The sequence below is a fragment of the Agrobacterium tumefaciens genome, assembly GCA_025560025.1.
Lineage (GTDB): Bacteria > Pseudomonadota > Alphaproteobacteria > Rhizobiales > Rhizobiaceae > Agrobacterium.
The window spans coordinates 230703-245068 of sequence record CP048487.1; the positions used below are offsets into that span (position 1 = coordinate 230703).

Here is a 14366-nt window from a genome sequence, read left to right on the forward strand (position 1 = left end):
CGAGGCCCCTCTGTGTTCGCTTGTTTCAGAATTGGTCAGCCCAGGGCACGTGAATCACTGTGAAAGGCTGGGTTACATCCACGGCGGTGGCGGCGGGAGATATCAAATCGAGCGCTTCGCGATCTCCTAACTGCGAGAGACTCAAGGTCAAAAGGCGGAATGTCGCGGTAAAGTACGGAAGTCCCTGATCGATCGAACGCCTCAGCCAATGGCCTGCGGCGTCGCCTTGCCCCTTCTGAAGGCATCGATAGCCGTAGATGGCCGCCGCGTCGGGCAAATTCGGAAACCAGTTGGCAAGATTTCCCAGCCAGGTATCCCAGCGTTCGTCACGACGCTCTGCGACATTGGAGACGAGAATGATGCCTCCGAGCACAGCTACAAGCGGATCCTGCAGCTTGCCCTGCAATGCGTACTCCGGTAGGCTTTTGGGAAATCCAATGCTATCGTTTTGCATGAAGCTATCTGGGGTCGGAACAAGAGCAGTGCAAAATCGTACGCTAAGGGCGAACGGAATGAGAACTTATGCGACCCGCCGTAGCCCGACTGGCAGACGGAGCGGTCGAAATCCGTTGGGCATCTGATGTTCGGCATCCCAGGTGTAGATGCCGGTAAGGTTGATATGTTCCCAACTCAGCGGCGAGATGTGCTTCAAAAGAGTATCAGGAATGTCTCGTCCCGCTCGTTTCAGCTGTGTGACCGCGCGATTAAGATAGACCGTATTCCAGTGCACGATTGCACTGACGACGAGATTGAGCCCTGAAGCGCGGAATGCCTGGCTCTCGAACGACCGATCACGGATCTCGCCTCGCTCGTGAAAAAAGACAGCGCGCTTCAACTTATGAGCGGCCTCGCCCTTGTTGAGACCGGCTTGGCATCTCCGCCGTAGTGCCGGACTTGAGAACCATTCGATCATGAAGAGCGAACGCTCAATCCGACCGAGTTCGCGGAGCGCCTTCGCGAGATGGCTTTGCTTCGGAGACGCAGAAAGCTTCTTCAAGATCGTAGACGGCACCACAGACCGCGTCGTAATCGACGCTGCAAGATGGAGCAGATCGTCCCAATGATCGAGGATCAGACTGGTATTGATCGGCGCGCCGATGTGGTTCGACAGTGCCGGATATGCACCGCTCTTTTCTAGCGTGTGGAACTTCCGGTCTTTGAGATTGCGCAGTCGCGGCGAGAACCGCTTTCCGATCAAAGCGAAGAGCCCGAAGATATGATCACTTGCGCCGCCTGTGTCGGTAAAGTGTTCATGGATGTCGAGGACAGTGTCCTGATCGAATAGCCCATCGAGCACATAGGCCGCCTCGCTCTCGGTGGGACTGATGGGCAAAATGCTGAAGTAGCCCCGTATTGATCTGACAGATGGCTATAGAATTTCGATCCGGGCTCGCTACCGTAATGCAAATTGATGTCGCCGCGCTTTGCAGCCCGGTCGCTCGTACGGAAGAATTGGCCATCGGACGATGACGTTGTGCCATTGCCCCAAAGGCGCGAATGCGGATGCTGGGTGTGGGCATCGGTGATGCACGCTTGAGCCGTGCGGTATGTCTCCGATCGCGCGTGGAATGTGCGCATCCACCCAATCTGGTGAGCGCTAATCCCTTTGGAAGCGCCCGCCATTCGTTCGGGGCCAAGGTTCGTAGCATCGGCCAATACACCAGCAAGCATGGCAGAAACATTTTTTGGGACGTCGCCGGTGCGAACATGCGTGAATAAATCTGCAAAGCCAGTCCATTCATGCACTTCCCTTAACAGGTCGGGAACCTCGACCAACGGATACATATCGCTGATCTCGGCATTCAGTGCCTCGGCGGCCACAGGGATTTCGCTGGCAGTTGGTGTGATGATCAACGTTCCGGCCTCAAGACGAACTCCTTCGAGCTTTCCGGATCGTGCCCTGTGCGCCAGACGCTGCAGGTTGAACTCGAGCATCTGACTCGCTTCGGCAAGCCACTGCGCGCCGTCGCTCTGGACCCCCAAACCGAGACGATCTTCTTCCTTCATCGTGATGAATGTTGTTCGCGGCATCAGATGCTCATCAATGGGCCGGAAAGATCGGCTGCCATCGACCCAGATCTCCGCAGATCGAAGCCGGTCTCGCAAAGAAGCGAGCGTTGCGATCTCGTAGAGACGGCGATCGGGTTTTTCCCGTTCGAAGATGAGCCGTCGATCAGTTTGGCTGAGGTGGGTGAGCGGGACGCGATCGGGGAGTGGCCGCCGCTTTTCGGCATAAAGCCGTTTAAGCAGTCCAATTGCCGCTAAAAGTGGATCGTGGCGACGCGCCGACCGGAATGTGAAGGCCTGAAGGAACGCACCAGTGTATTTGTGGACGGTCGCATATTGCTCGGCTGCTACGATCAACGACGGCGCCTCGTTGTCGTCGACCATCGACTCGAGCTCAGGCTTCATCCGAAGCAGTCGATCCCAGCCAACTCTTTGGTCGAGAACATCCATTGCATTCCGACCATTGTTGTTGGCGGACTGCAGCGCGGTGATCGTATCGAGAAACATGCGCAGCGCTTTGGCGGTGTTCGCTCTGCAGTCCATCTGTCGCTGCTTCTTTCGGTTGTTGGCTTGCGAGAACAACTTACCCATCAGCTTGATGAACATCGTCACCGCATCGTCCGTGAGCTTCTGGCAAAGCTTGATGACTTGAGCCACAATCAGAGCGTGGCGACGGCTGGCATTGAAGTCGTTGGCAAGCCAGGCCGGGGTTGCGTTACCCTCCCGGATCATCTGGCCCCACCGTCCTGCTGATATGCGCGCCTGTAACGTCGGATCGATCTCCAGCTGCCGCAGAAAGGCTATCCGCTCTGTCAGCCCGACCAGATTCGACGCACCTGGCGCTTCTGGCGCCGAGCGTAGCCAATGGAAGCGCGTCTGGCCGATCGACGGGTCCACTTCTAACAGCCGGTCCAATGATCGGAGCGTATCGAGCGGGATGTCTTTAATCAGCGTTGTCTCTGCCCAACGGCGGGCTATCGCACGGCCGGCAAGGCCAATCCGTTCGATCGTGTCGATCGCCGGTAGAAGAGCGCCGCGTTCACGAAACGCGACGACAATCGAACTGACTATCGCAGCACCGTCGTCGGACGTCGCCGCCGCCTGAATTGCAGACAATAGCGCGGCGCGGCGATCTTGCAGCGTCGCGCTTCTCGTATCCAGATACATCATTAGCCGTGCTGTGTGATCCCGACGGGTTTCTTCACGGCGTGCATAGAGCGAAAATGCTTCCGGGGCGGCGCCGATCTGATCAGCAACATATTTAAGCATGGCGCGTGGCGGAATTTCTTCTGCCCCCACCACTCGACCCGGGTATCGCATCAGACATAAATGAATGGCAAAGCCAAGCCGGTTGTGATTACGTCTGCGCAGTTCGATCTCCAGGCGATCGGCCGATGACAATGAGTAGTGTCGGATTAAGCTGTCCTCGTCGACAGGGATATCGACAAGCTTTCGGCGATCTTGATCTTTGAGAAGCTTGCGCTTTGCCATAGCCCGACTCCATTCATAACCAATCTGCGCTTAGCGTTGTCGAGTCGCGCCGGACAGAGAAATCAAAACCAGCGAATATCGATGGCAATCCACAGAGATCGAACGTCCAAAATCCGAACTGCGGCATTGTTCATGCTTCGTTCAGCCTTAGCGTACGATTTCGGACTGCTCTTGTTCTGACCCCTTTGCTGCGGAAGGTGCCAAGGTGATCGTCACCGACATGAACGGCGAAGGCGCCGAGGTGACCGTAGCCCAGATCACCGGCAAGGGAGGAACTGCTCGTGCATTGGCGAGCGACATCTCCGTAGCTCAAGGCTGCCGTGCCGTGATTGAGAATGTCATGGCGCATGAGGGCCGGATCGATGTGCCGTGCAACAATGCCGGCATCAACCGTCGTGGCAATCTCCTGTCGCTGACGCCGGAAGACTGGCGACTGAGCTTTGCCGTCAATATCGATGCCATGTTCCATCTGTGCCAGGCGGCTCTTCCGCACATGATCGAGGCTGGCGGCGGTGCGATCGTCAACACCGCGTCGCAATGGGGCCTTTATCCGGCGCCGAACCACGTCGCCTATAATGTAACAAAGGCGGCAGTTGCGAGCTTCACGCAGAATCTCGCCCGAGACTACGCTCCGAACAAAATCCGCGTCAACGCTGTCTGCCCCGGCGAAATCCACACGCCAATGCTGGAAGCGGGCGTGAAGCGCTCCGGCCGCACGATCGCTGATCTCGACAAGCTCGTGCCCTTCGGCCGGATCGGAAAACCGGAAGAGGTCGCAGCCCTCGTCGCGTTCCTCGCATCGGATGAGGCTGCCTTCATGTGCGGGTCACTGGTAGAAATTACCGGCGCGCAGGCAGTCGCCTGACCAAAATATAAATAGACTGCAGTGCTTGCCAGAAATTCGAGGCAAACTTTGGAAACTAGAGGTTCGATTCCTTCACATCAGGATTTTTGTCAATTGTTTATTCGAGTAGCATCGAATTTCTCCTTTGTAGGCGGATCCGCGGTCTGAGCCCATCGCTTTGACGTGGAAGACACGTTCCGCAATCAGAGTTTTCCGCTCCCGCCCGATACGACGGTTGTCGTCCTCCTCGGGTGTAAGAAGTTTGACCATCGAGCACGCGCGGGGCTCGCCACGTTTCCATGCCATCAACGTGCGGATCAGCGTTTCACCGTCGATGCGATCGGTCTTCGCCCGGCGATGCCGGCGCGGCATGGCAATCGATGCGGCCTCTACAATGTGGCTCTCTATCCAAGGTTCCTTGCTGAGCACTCGTCCTAGCCAGAAGCCATCAAGTCCGGCCTCCTGGATCACCACCAGCGGATAAAGCTTGTCCTTACGCCGCGTGGCCTTCTGGCGAAGTGCGGCGAAACACCAGAATAGTCCGGCGGTGTCGCCTCCAGTGATAGTATGGCGAGACATCTTTTCGCTTCCTGGCGATAAAGCCGTTACGAGCCATGTCGCTTTGCTCAATTCCAACGAGACGAAAATTGCGCCAGGATCGATGGGGGTAGCGGTCTGTGCTTTAGCTTGATATGCTGTCATCGGCATGATTGGCCTCCAGAAAGTTTTCGAGCGACCTCACTCTGCCACAGTGCTGGCCGCTGCTCACCGCTGATGGGATATCAAGGCGATTGCGCTCTGATTTTTCCAACGGGCGGCGACACTGCCTTATCAATGTAGCCCGCGCTCGGGGAAGGATCGTCGAATGATGTCGTGGATATCGGAAACCCTACGGCTCGTTGTCCGCGGGGGCCTCCACGGTCGCGATCGGTGAAGTTATGACGGCGCAAATTCTAGCGGCACTAGGTTAAAGTCTTGTCGCTCACCGTGGTTCCACCTCAGGCGTTCACTCCCCGGGCATGGTTTATCGTTTTTGGGCATCGCGACGACGGAAAATTCTAAATGACGAACTCGGGTTGCGGGGCGTCTCGACCGTCAGGGAAGGCTGCTCGTGTGGATGGCAAACTCGGGATCCGACTCGATCAGGTCCGCACGAACAGCACAACGACCTTGTTTGAGCGCCGGCCGGGCAACATTCTCCGCAGCGTCGTAGACTGTCTTTAAAATTCTCTTCTTGTCTTCGGTCGAACGTCCCGGCGCGATGCGCAATATGATCTGAACAAACTGGTTGTCGGGGTCTTCATCAGCCACCAATGAATATGTTGATTCCCGCGCGAACGTACGCACCGCATTCGGTTTCACCATCCCGCTTTCCCGAACACTTCGATGAACCGCTCTGACCAGATCGGGCATGTTGATGCGACCGACAGCACCTTCGCTGTATTCGATCACGATATGTGGCATGCCTTAGTCCCCTCATCAAAGCTATGGGAACCTCCCAATTCCAGACCCCGAATTTAGGCGCCGGTTCTGGTACGGGGTTCCGCAGTTGAAATCGCGCTGAATATATTAGGCGGCATCGGTGTCTTGGACACCTGAACATGGTGTCATCCTCAGACGATGCCTTTTTCTGACAAATGCTGTCGCAAATTGCTTCCCGTCCGATGGATGTGAAGTCGCAGTCTCTCACACGCATAATCGGAATCGCGCGCGACAGCGCCTTGCGCAATTTCGCTGTGCTCAGTGTTCACGTTGCGGTCGCCTGAAGTTCGCCTCAGGAATATTCGCCGATACCTGTCGTTCAGATTTAAGAGGAGCGTGCAAAAATTCAGCAACAGAGGCTTTTTGCATCCGGAGATCAAGGTGAGGTGAAATTCACGATGTGCGGTCTCCCACTGCTCGAAGGTTTCCGGTCTGGCTGCGTCGCGTTCGATTCGGTTGAGACGATGCAGCGCCCTCATGACGTGGCCCTCCCAATCAGCCCCTCCCACCCGTATCGATTCCCGCAGAGCATGTGTCTCGACCTCTTCGCGCAGGCTGGTGATTTCCTCGAGATTGTCGAGCGAAACTGGCGAGACGCGATAGCCCCTGTTATCTTCAAATTGAACCAACCCGTCCGAGATAAGCCGGGCCAATCCTTCGCGAAGAGGGCTCAGGCTCACGTTGAAATGTTGTCTTGCCCTATCCAGGTTGATCTTGCTGCCTGCTTTCATCTCGCCCGAAATGATTGCTTCGCGCAGTCGCGTAGCCAGTTGGCTGCCCATCGTGTTCTTGCCATTGTCCGTGAACGACGCGATGGCCTGATCTTCCGTGTAGAGCGGCTCGTCAAGGTCCGCATTCAACTTCATCGGGGTCTCCGCAGTCTGAATTCATCCAGCAGTGTGCACGGGCAGTGACAATGACGCCAGGTACAGGTCTTCTTTTGCGCCAACGTTGACCCCGAGCCTGCCTCATCCGGTCTGTTGCGCGCGTCCTTGGAATTCGATGCTCCCGACCGGCACCTGATTTCTCTCTCTTATAATCGATAATAATGTCAAGGGAAATGAGGCAATAGGGTTCTGAACCATTGTTTTTCCCTTTTTTTCCAGCTTCATGCAAAAGTTATCACTAATCCCGTTGACAGATAATCGATTATTCTTGTATTTCTGTTGCAACGAGACGGGAGAGAGGTCATGGTTATCAGAACACAGGAGGACGTTACCGACGCCGTCCTAGGGGTGATGCAGCAAACGCAGGACGAGCGATTGCGCGAGATTATGGTTGCTCTGATCAAGCATCTCCACGCGTTTGTCCGAGACGTAAAGCTGACCGAGGTCGAGTTTCGCAACGCGACGGCCATCCTGAACGAGATCGGCCAGTTGCAGACGGATAGCCACAACGAGTTCGTGCTGATGTCGGGGTCCCTCGGGGTTTCGTCATTGGTCTGCCTGCTGAACAACGGTGCCGACGGACAAACGGAAACTTCGCAGTCCTTGCTAGGCCCTTTCTGGCGGCTTAACTCGCCACGTGTGGAGAATGGCGGAACGATCATTCGCTCCGATACTCCAGGCGAGCCGCTTTTCGTCCGCGGGCGCGTCATCGATCAGGAAGGCGCACCGGTCGCGGGCGCCGAAGTGGATGTCTGGCACGCATCTCCCGTCGGTCTATATGAAAACCAGGACCCCGATCAGGCGGAGATGAACTTGAGAGGCAAGTTCACGACCGACGCAGATGGCAGGTTCTGGTTCAGAACCGTCAAGATGGTTGGCTACCCCATTCCAGTGGGCGGCGTTGTCGGCCGATTGCTGGAAGCACAGGGACGTCATCCTTTTCGCCCGGCGCATCTCCACGCCCTAATCTTCAAGCCAGGCTTCAAAACATTGATTTCGCAAGTTTTCGACCCCACGGATCCATACATCGACACCGATGTTCAATTCGGGGTTACGGCAGCGTTGACTGGTGATTTCGTCCAGCATGACGAGCCGCATTCGAATGAGCCGGAGGTCGGCACACCGTGGCTATCGCTCGACTACACCTATGTCATGGTCCCTGGCGAGGCAGTGCTGCCACGCGCACCAATCAAGTAATACGAAAGGATGTAGCGCGATGTTGACCGACGACCAACACCAAGAAGCAGCGCAGAGTCTTCTCGATGCGGAAACGAGCCGCAAGCCGATAGCGCAACTGAGCAAGACCTATCCGGATATGGAAATCGCTGATGCCTATCGCGTCCAGCACTTGTGGGCACAGGCGCGTATAGCCAAGGGTGCTCGCGTTGCGGGACACAAGATCGGCTTGACCTCGCGCGCCATGCAGATGGCGTCGAAAATGACGGAGCCGGACTACGGATGCATCCTCGACGATGCTCTTTATAACGACGGCGCGCAAATCCGCGCAGATCTGTTTATCAAGCCGCGCCTCGAAGTTGAGCTTGCCTTTATCATGGGTGAGGATCTTAGAGGACCTGCAGCGCAGGTTTATGATGTGATGCGCGCGGCGGAATTTGTCGTTCCAGCTCTGGAAATCATCGATTATCGGACCGAGGTGCCGCGCGCGATCACCGACACCATCGCCGATAATGCCGCTTTCGGTGCGATCGTCGTCGGTGGTCGTCTGATTCGGCCGATGGATGTCGATATTCGCTGGATCGGCGCGACTTTGTCGAAGAATGGGATCATCGAGGAATCCGGTGTTTCGGCCGCGGTGATGGGCCATCCGGCGGCCGGCGTGGCCTGGCTGGTGCGCAAGCTTCATGCCGTCGGTACTGGGCTCGAAAAGGGCCAGATCGTGCTGGCCGGTTCGTTCACACGGCCGGTCGATATCACCGCCGGCGATGTCATTCATGCCGATTATGGCCCGCTCGGTGCCATCGGCTTGTCGTTTTTGTGAGGGGGATGCGATGGATATGCCGATAAACACGTTCAAACAGCGCCTGATGCAGGGCCAGCAGCAGATCGGCCTGTGGTGCAGCCTGCCTGGTAGCTATGCCGCCGAGATCGTGGCCCCGTCCGGCTTCGACTGGCTGTTGTTCGATACCGAGCATTCGCCCGGAGACGTACTGACGGTTCTTCCGCAGTTACAGACCGTAGTGGCTTATGAGACAAGCGCGGTGGTGCGCCCGGCAAGCAACGATGCCGTACTGATCAAACGCTTCCTCGACGTCGGGGTGCAGACGCTGCTGATCCCCTTCGTCCAGAATGCCGAAGAGGCCCGGTCCGCGGTAAATGCGATGCGTTATCCGCCTGCCGGCATCCGGGGTGTTTCGGGGCTCACCCGCGCCACCAGATTCGGCCGCATTCCAGGCTACGCGAAGCGGGCGGAAGAGAACTTGTGCCTGCTGGTCCAGCTGGAGACACGCGAGGCGCTTGGCGAACTGGAGGCGATCGCTGCCGTGGACGGTGTCGATGGCATCTTTATTGGACCCGCTGATCTTGCAGCCAGTCTCGGCCATCTCGGTGAACCCGGTCATCCGGAGGTTGTGGCGGCCGTTGAGGATGCGATCCGTCGCATCGTGGCTTGCGGCAAGCCCGCGGGAATTCTGACGCCGGACCTTGTGTTTGCAAAGCGCTGTATCGCCCTTGGCACTACATTCACAGCCGTTGGTATCGATGTCGGTGTGCTTGCGCGCGGGTGTGAAGCGCTCGCCGGAACCATCCGGCAGTCCATACCGGGAGTGGGAACATGACGATCGCACCGGAACGACTGCTAAGCGCTTCAACGTCCCGCACATCGTTGCGTGTCGCCGTCAATTTCGGAAATGTCGCCCTTGCACGGAAAGACGCCGAGAGTGGAAAACTCGAAGGTGTGAGTATCGAGCTTGCAAAGGCGCTGTCGAGCCATGTGAACCTGCCCTTGGACTATGTCGCCTATCCGTCGGCCGGAAAAGTGGTAGATGCGGCCGAACACGACGAATGGGACATCGCCTTCCTGGCGTTTGACCTGTCGCGACAGGACCATCTGACGTTCTCCCCGCCTTATGCATTCCTGGAGGCAACGTTCGTGGTCTGCGACACTGACCCTTACCAGTCGTCGGCAGAGCTCGACGTCCCCGGCGTCAAGCTTTCCGTGACGCGAAACGCGGCCTATGAACTTTACCTTCGGGACCGTTTCCAGCGGGCGGAAATGCTGCATGCCGCAACGCCCGCAGAATCACTCGATCGCTTTGTCAATGAGGATCTCCATGCCGCTGCCGGTATCAGACAGGCGTTGGACAAGTTCGCGGCGACCAGCCCCAAATTCCGGGTTCTTTCGGACTCATTTCTCTCCATCAGACAGTGCATCGCTACGCGCAAACACACCCCAGATGTCGGATCGCTGGTCGCCGATTTTATGGACGCGCTTAAAAGCCGCGGGCTTCCCAAAACCATGTTCGATGAAGCCCGACGGTCCGGCGTGAAGTTGAGCTTTATGAATTCGTCGTGAGTGACAAGATTTTTGTTGAGTCGAGGGTCGAAGCATCAAAACCGCTCACGGCTGAGTGGACAACCAAAATCCCGCAATAGCGGAACGAGCTAGAATTTGACAGCGGAGGAGAAACTACCATGAAAAATCTTGAGCAGGTCATGAGCGCGCACGCCAACCCGGTGGAAATGCTGCGCAATTCGCAGATCGGGGCGTATGTCTACCCAGTGGTCGCACCAGAATTTTCGAACTGGCGCGACGAGCAGAAAGCCTGGCGCGAAACCGCGGTCCTTTTCGATCAGTCACATCACATGGTGGATCTGTTCATCAAGGGTCCAGACGCCCTCAAGCTCATTTCCGACACCGCCGTCAATTCGATGAACGGCTTTGTCGTCGACAAAGCAAAGCAATATGTCGCCGTGACGCCTTATGGGCATGTCATCGGAGACAGCATTCTGTTCTATCTCGGCACGGACGAATTCGTATCCGTCGGCCGTGCGCCTGCGAACAACTGGCTGATGTATCAGGCTGAAAGAGGCGGCTACGACGTCGAGATATTCAAGGATGACCGCTCGCCGTCACGCCCGATGGGCAAACCAGTAAGGCGGAAGAACTGGCGCTTCCAGATCCAGGGTCCAAATGCCTGGTCGGTCATCGAAAAGCTGCATGGCGGTCCTCTTGAACAGCTCAAGTTTTTCAACATGAGCACCATGAACATAGCTGGTCGGAAAGTTCGTACGCTCAGGCATGGCATGGCCGGCGCGCCAGGCCTCGAACTCTGGGGACCGTACGAGGAAGGCGATGAGATCCGCGCTGCGATCATCGAGGCCGGCAAGGAGTTCGGACTTGTCCAAGTCGGTAGCCGCACCTATCCATCCAACACGTTGGAGTCCGGCTGGATCCCATCGCCACTGCCGGGTATCTACACCGGCGATGAATTGAAGGCTTATAGAGAATGGCTCCCTGCCGACAGCTATGAGGCCGCCGGCAGCCTGGGTGGCAGTTTCGCCTCATCGAACATCGAGGACTATTACGTCAACCCCTACGAAATCGGCTATGGCCCGTTTGTGAAATTCGATCACGATTTCATCGGCCGTGATGCGCTTGAGGCTTTGGATCCAGCCGAGCAGCGCCAGAAGGTAACGCTCGCATGGTCAGGTGACGATATGGCGGCGATATTTGCCTCCCAGTTCGATCCGGCCGAACTGCCTTACAAGTACTTCGATCTGCCGCTGGCGAACTATGCGTCTTCCAACTACGACGCCGTCGTTGACGACAAGGGCCAGCGGGTCGGCATTTCGATGTTCACCGGTTACAGCTCGAACGAACGCACGGCGCTGAGCCTTGCCACCATCGATTCATCTTTGAAAATCGGGGACCGCGTCCGCGTGGTGTGGGGCGAGGAAAATGGCGGCACCCGCAAGACCACCGTCGAACGTCATCGCCAGAAAGAAGTCACCGCAATCGTCAGCCCCGTTCCCTACGCTGTCGTTGCGCGCGAGGCCTACGAAGGGGGATGGCGCGTGAAAGCCGCAGGATAATCGACCGTCACAGCCTCTATAGCGGAGATCACTATGTTCAATACCGAAGAGACACTGGGCGCCCGGATGCCTGAGACAGACGATGGCCCAGATTCGTCCGCGAAGCAGGCATTGATGGCGCGATACTCTATCGAGATCACGCCAAAGGATCTGCCCGCGCTGCATGAGGTGAAGTCCGATCTCCCGCCAGGCACGGCCGTGTCGGTCACGTTTCTGGCGGGGGACGGCCTCGACTGCCGTCTCAACGCTGCGGTTGATGCAAGACGGCTGGGATTTGTGCCGGTGCCACATTTGTCTGCGCGGCGGTTGCGCTCAGCCTTCGAGCTTGAAGAGTACCTGTCGAAACTCGCAGCGCAGGCGAGGATCGACCAGGTCTTCGTCGTTGCAGGCGATGCAGCGCAGCCGGCCGGGCCGTTCAAGGATGCCGCTGCCATTATCGGAAGCGGACTGCTCGGCAAATATGGCGTGCGGACCATCGGAATTGCCGGATATCCAGAGGGGCATCCGGACTTCCTGGCGGAGGTGCTCTGGCAGGCGATGGCGCAAAAGCATGCTCTCATCGCCGACCTTGGACACTCCTGCGAGATCACCACGCAATTCGGTTTCAATGCCGATCCGGTCCTCGCCTGGCTGCGGGACCTGCGGGAGAGGGGCTTTTCGTCGCCGGTCCGGCTTGGCGTTCCCGGTCCGGCTAGCGTCAAAACCTTGCTGCGGTTCGCGACGCGGTGCGGTGTCGGCGCGAGTACAAAAGTACTAGCGAAATACGGCATGTCGATCACCCGCTTGCTTTCGACCGTTGGACCCGATGCCATTGTGACGGAATTCGTCGACAGACTGGACCCGAAAGTCCACGGAGAGGTGCGGCTGCATCTCTATCCATTTGGCGGGCTGCGCCACACGGTTGATTGGAGCCGGCGGTTCGCGACTGTCTGATCTCGAAGACACCCGAGCCGGAAAATCAGTCCGAGCCGGTTCGAGTGACCAACAACTGCTTGCGGAGGAGGCGAGCAATTCATGCCACCGAATTTCATTCTGACGCTTTCATGCGAAGACAAGCCGGGGATCGTTGCGACAGTCACGACCGCCCTTGCGAACCTCGGCGCCAACATCATTGAATCGAACCAGTTTTGGGACAGAGCCTCAAACCGCTTTTTCATGCGGGTAGCGTTTGCCGGGACCGAAGATCTGTTGGAGGAGCATATCCAGCCGGCACTCGCTCCGGCCGTCGAACGTTTCTCGATGGCAATCAGCCTTTTCAATGCGGACCGCAGACCTAAGATCATCGTGATGGTCTCGAAGCACGATCACGCCCTGCTGCATCTTCTCTATCAAATCCGCGTCAACTGGCTGAAGGCTGAGGTCGTCGCAATCGTATCCAATCATGAAGATGCCAGCCTCATCGCCGAAAGAAACAACATTCGTTTCCATCATCTGCCCGTGCAAAAGGACAACAAGGTGGAGCAGGAGGAAAAGCTCCTGCGGATCGTTGAAAACACACAGGCTGACCTCGTCGTTCTGGCGCGGTACATGCAGGTTCTGTCGGACAATCTTTCGAAGCGTTTGTTTGGACGCGTGATCAACATCCACCATTCCTTTCTCCCAAGCTTCAAGGGCGCGAAACCCTACCACCAGGCGCATGAGCGGGGTGTGAAACTGATCGGCGCAACCGCGCATTACGTCACGCCCGAACTCGATGAGGGGCCGATCATTGAGCAGGAAACCGAAAGAGTGACGCATTCGATGACGTCAGACGACTTCATTGCAACGGGTCGCGACATCGAGAGCCGTGTTCTTGCACGCGCGGTGAAATCGCATCTGGAAGCAAGGGTTGTTGTGAACGGACACAAGACCGTCGTGTTCTGAACGTGTTGAAGGGTTTGGCCGATGACCGCATATTGCTACACGACCAGCAAAAATCCTGGTGTTTATCGGTCGGCCGCTGTCATCGATAAACGAGGCGACTGTTTTGCCAGCACAGGACCACGAGGCGCCAAGGTCGTCGCAGACCTTGGATACTCGAATTCAGGTGCTGCGACGTTGCCTCCCACGGCGTTTTCCATTCAAACCCTCAGGCGCAACGATGGCTTTTCGGCCCTCGCCGAGATTGACGTTCATCCGGTTCAGCAGCGAAATCAGCTGAGCGCGTTCCTTGCCAGAAAGACTCGCCGTATACAGCTCGTCCAGGTCGAGAACGCGTTGGTCCACCGAGGCAAGAAAAGCATCACCGTTGTCTGTCAGCCGCAAAGAGACAGAGCGTTTGTCATCAGGATGGCTTTCACGAACGATCAGCCCGCGCGCCTCCAACTCGGCGACCAATTTGGTCATGTTCGGGTCGAGAATATGCAAGGTCGCGGCAATGACGCCCTGACGGATGCCGGGGGATCGGCGGATCATGGAGAGCGTTGCCTGTGTAGCGGGGGACAGGCCGTCGCTACCGAACTCGTCGAAGAACGCTTCGAAAATCCGGATCTGCACCGCGCGTACCAGATAACCTACAGATGCCAGCAGATCCTTGTCCGGCGCATCGCTCGGGGATTGCCTGGGAGGATCGTCACCCTCTCGATGACGTCCGTCGTCGATCATTCACTCACCTCTTGTTTGCT

The 14366-nt window shown here is 57.2% G+C and carries 12 protein-coding genes and 2 pseudogenes; 8 read left to right on the forward strand and 6 right to left on the reverse strand.

What is annotated here, in order from left to right:
* Nucleotides 1-25: 25 nt before the first annotated feature.
* Together FY152_24755 and FY152_24760 are read right to left on the reverse strand one after the other, a co-directional pair.
* Complete coding sequence (locus FY152_24755) at nt 26-454, reverse strand: hypothetical protein (GenBank protein ID UXS35359.1); 429 nt, start codon at nt 452-454, stop codon at nt 26-28.
* A 66-nt stretch (nt 455-520) separates the two neighbouring features.
* A pseudogene (locus FY152_24760) lies at nt 521-3498 on the reverse strand (Tn3 family transposase).
* A 220-nt stretch (nt 3499-3718) separates the two neighbouring features.
* On the opposite strand from FY152_24760, the gene FY152_24765 reads away from it, so the two are divergent.
* Nucleotides 3719-4363, forward strand: coding sequence for an SDR family oxidoreductase (locus FY152_24765; protein ID UXS35508.1), 645 nt, complete (start codon nt 3719-3721; stop codon nt 4361-4363).
* Nucleotides 4364-4522: 159 nt separating this feature from the next.
* Here FY152_24765 and FY152_24770 read toward each other — a convergent pair.
* From FY152_24770 to FY152_24780, 3 genes and pseudogenes are all read right to left on the reverse strand, one after another.
* Nucleotides 4523-5050 (reverse strand): annotated as a pseudogene (locus tag FY152_24770) (transposase).
* 387 nt (nt 5051-5437) lie between these two features.
* A complete protein-coding gene (locus tag FY152_24775) occupies nt 5438-5806 on the reverse strand; it encodes a 5-carboxymethyl-2-hydroxymuconate Delta-isomerase (GenBank protein ID UXS35360.1) in 369 nt (122 codons plus the stop codon).
* Between the two features lie 149 nt (nt 5807-5955).
* Nucleotides 5956-6690 (reverse strand): GntR family transcriptional regulator, encoded by a 735-nt coding sequence (locus FY152_24780; protein ID UXS35361.1) that lies wholly within the window; start codon nt 6688-6690, stop codon nt 5956-5958.
* A gap of 324 nt (nt 6691-7014) precedes the next feature.
* On the opposite strand from FY152_24780, the gene FY152_24785 reads away from it, so the two are divergent.
* The 7 genes from FY152_24785 to purU all read left to right on the forward strand — a co-directional run bounded on the left by FY152_24785 (nt 7015) and on the right by purU (nt 13626).
* Nucleotides 7015-7908, forward strand: a complete 894-nt coding sequence (locus FY152_24785; protein ID UXS35362.1) for a catechol 1,2-dioxygenase — start codon at nt 7015-7017, stop codon at nt 7906-7908.
* Nucleotides 7909-7927: 19 nt separating this feature from the next.
* Nucleotides 7928-8710 carry a 2-oxo-hepta-3-ene-1,7-dioic acid hydratase gene (gene hpaH, locus FY152_24790; protein UXS35509.1) on the forward strand — a complete coding sequence of 261 codons (783 nt, stop codon included), beginning with the start codon at nt 7928-7930 and terminating at the stop codon, nt 8708-8710.
* Between the two features lie 10 nt (nt 8711-8720).
* Nucleotides 8721-9506 carry a 4-hydroxy-2-oxoheptanedioate aldolase gene (gene hpaI / locus FY152_24795; GenBank protein UXS35363.1) on the forward strand — a complete coding sequence of 262 codons (786 nt, stop codon included), beginning with the start codon at nt 8721-8723 and terminating at the stop codon, nt 9504-9506.
* On the forward strand, nt 9503-10243 hold the full coding sequence (locus FY152_24800) for a transporter substrate-binding domain-containing protein (GenBank protein ID UXS35364.1): 741 nt from the start codon (nt 9503-9505) through the stop codon (nt 10241-10243). Before hpaI ends, FY152_24800 begins: the two co-directional genes overlap by 4 nt.
* A 119-nt stretch (nt 10244-10362) precedes the next feature.
* On the forward strand, nt 10363-11763 hold the full coding sequence (locus tag FY152_24805; GenBank protein UXS35365.1) for an aminomethyl transferase family protein: 1401 nt from the start codon (nt 10363-10365) through the stop codon (nt 11761-11763).
* 66 nt (nt 11764-11829) lie between these two features.
* Nucleotides 11830-12696: a methylenetetrahydrofolate reductase gene (locus FY152_24810; GenBank protein UXS35510.1), complete on the forward strand. Its 867-nt coding sequence runs from the start codon at nt 11830-11832 to the stop codon at nt 12694-12696.
* Between the two features lie 81 nt (nt 12697-12777).
* On the forward strand, nt 12778-13626 hold the full coding sequence (gene purU, locus FY152_24815) for a formyltetrahydrofolate deformylase (protein UXS35366.1): 849 nt from the start codon (nt 12778-12780) through the stop codon (nt 13624-13626).
* Between the two features lie 159 nt (nt 13627-13785).
* On the opposite strand, the gene FY152_24820 is transcribed toward purU, so the two are convergent.
* Nucleotides 13786-14346, reverse strand: coding sequence for a MarR family transcriptional regulator (locus tag FY152_24820; GenBank protein ID UXS35367.1), 561 nt, complete (start codon nt 14344-14346; stop codon nt 13786-13788).
* Nucleotides 14347-14366: the final 20 nt, after the last annotated feature.

What these genes read in the sequence shown, in the direction of transcription:
- FY152_24810 (UXS35510.1), top strand. Translation starts at nt 11,830, where the DNA reads ATGCCTGAGACAGACGATGGCCCAGATTCGTCCGCGAAGCAGGCATTG.
- FY152_24785 (UXS35362.1), top strand. Translation starts at nt 7,015, where the DNA reads ATGGTTATCAGAACACAGGAGGACGTTACCGACGCCGTCCTAGGGGTG.
- hpaI (UXS35363.1), top strand. Translation starts at nt 8,721, where the DNA reads ATGGATATGCCGATAAACACGTTCAAACAGCGCCTGATGCAGGGCCAG.
- purU (UXS35366.1), top strand. Translation starts at nt 12,778, where the DNA reads ATGCCACCGAATTTCATTCTGACGCTTTCATGCGAAGACAAGCCGGGG.
- FY152_24755 (UXS35359.1), bottom strand. Translation starts at nt 454, where the DNA reads ATGCAAAACGATAGCATTGGATTTCCCAAAAGCCTACCGGAGTACGCA.
- FY152_24820 (UXS35367.1), bottom strand. Translation starts at nt 14,346, where the DNA reads ATGATCGACGACGGACGTCATCGAGAGGGTGACGATCCTCCCAGGCAA.
- FY152_24765 (UXS35508.1), top strand. Translation starts at nt 3,719, where the DNA reads ATGAACGGCGAAGGCGCCGAGGTGACCGTAGCCCAGATCACCGGCAAG.
- FY152_24805 (UXS35365.1), top strand. Translation starts at nt 10,363, where the DNA reads ATGAAAAATCTTGAGCAGGTCATGAGCGCGCACGCCAACCCGGTGGAA.
- FY152_24780 (UXS35361.1), bottom strand. Translation starts at nt 6,690, where the DNA reads ATGAAGTTGAATGCGGACCTTGACGAGCCGCTCTACACGGAAGATCAG.
- FY152_24800 (UXS35364.1), top strand. Translation starts at nt 9,503, where the DNA reads ATGACGATCGCACCGGAACGACTGCTAAGCGCTTCAACGTCCCGCACA.
- hpaH (UXS35509.1), top strand. Translation starts at nt 7,928, where the DNA reads ATGTTGACCGACGACCAACACCAAGAAGCAGCGCAGAGTCTTCTCGAT.
- FY152_24775 (UXS35360.1), bottom strand. Translation starts at nt 5,806, where the DNA reads ATGCCACATATCGTGATCGAATACAGCGAAGGTGCTGTCGGTCGCATC.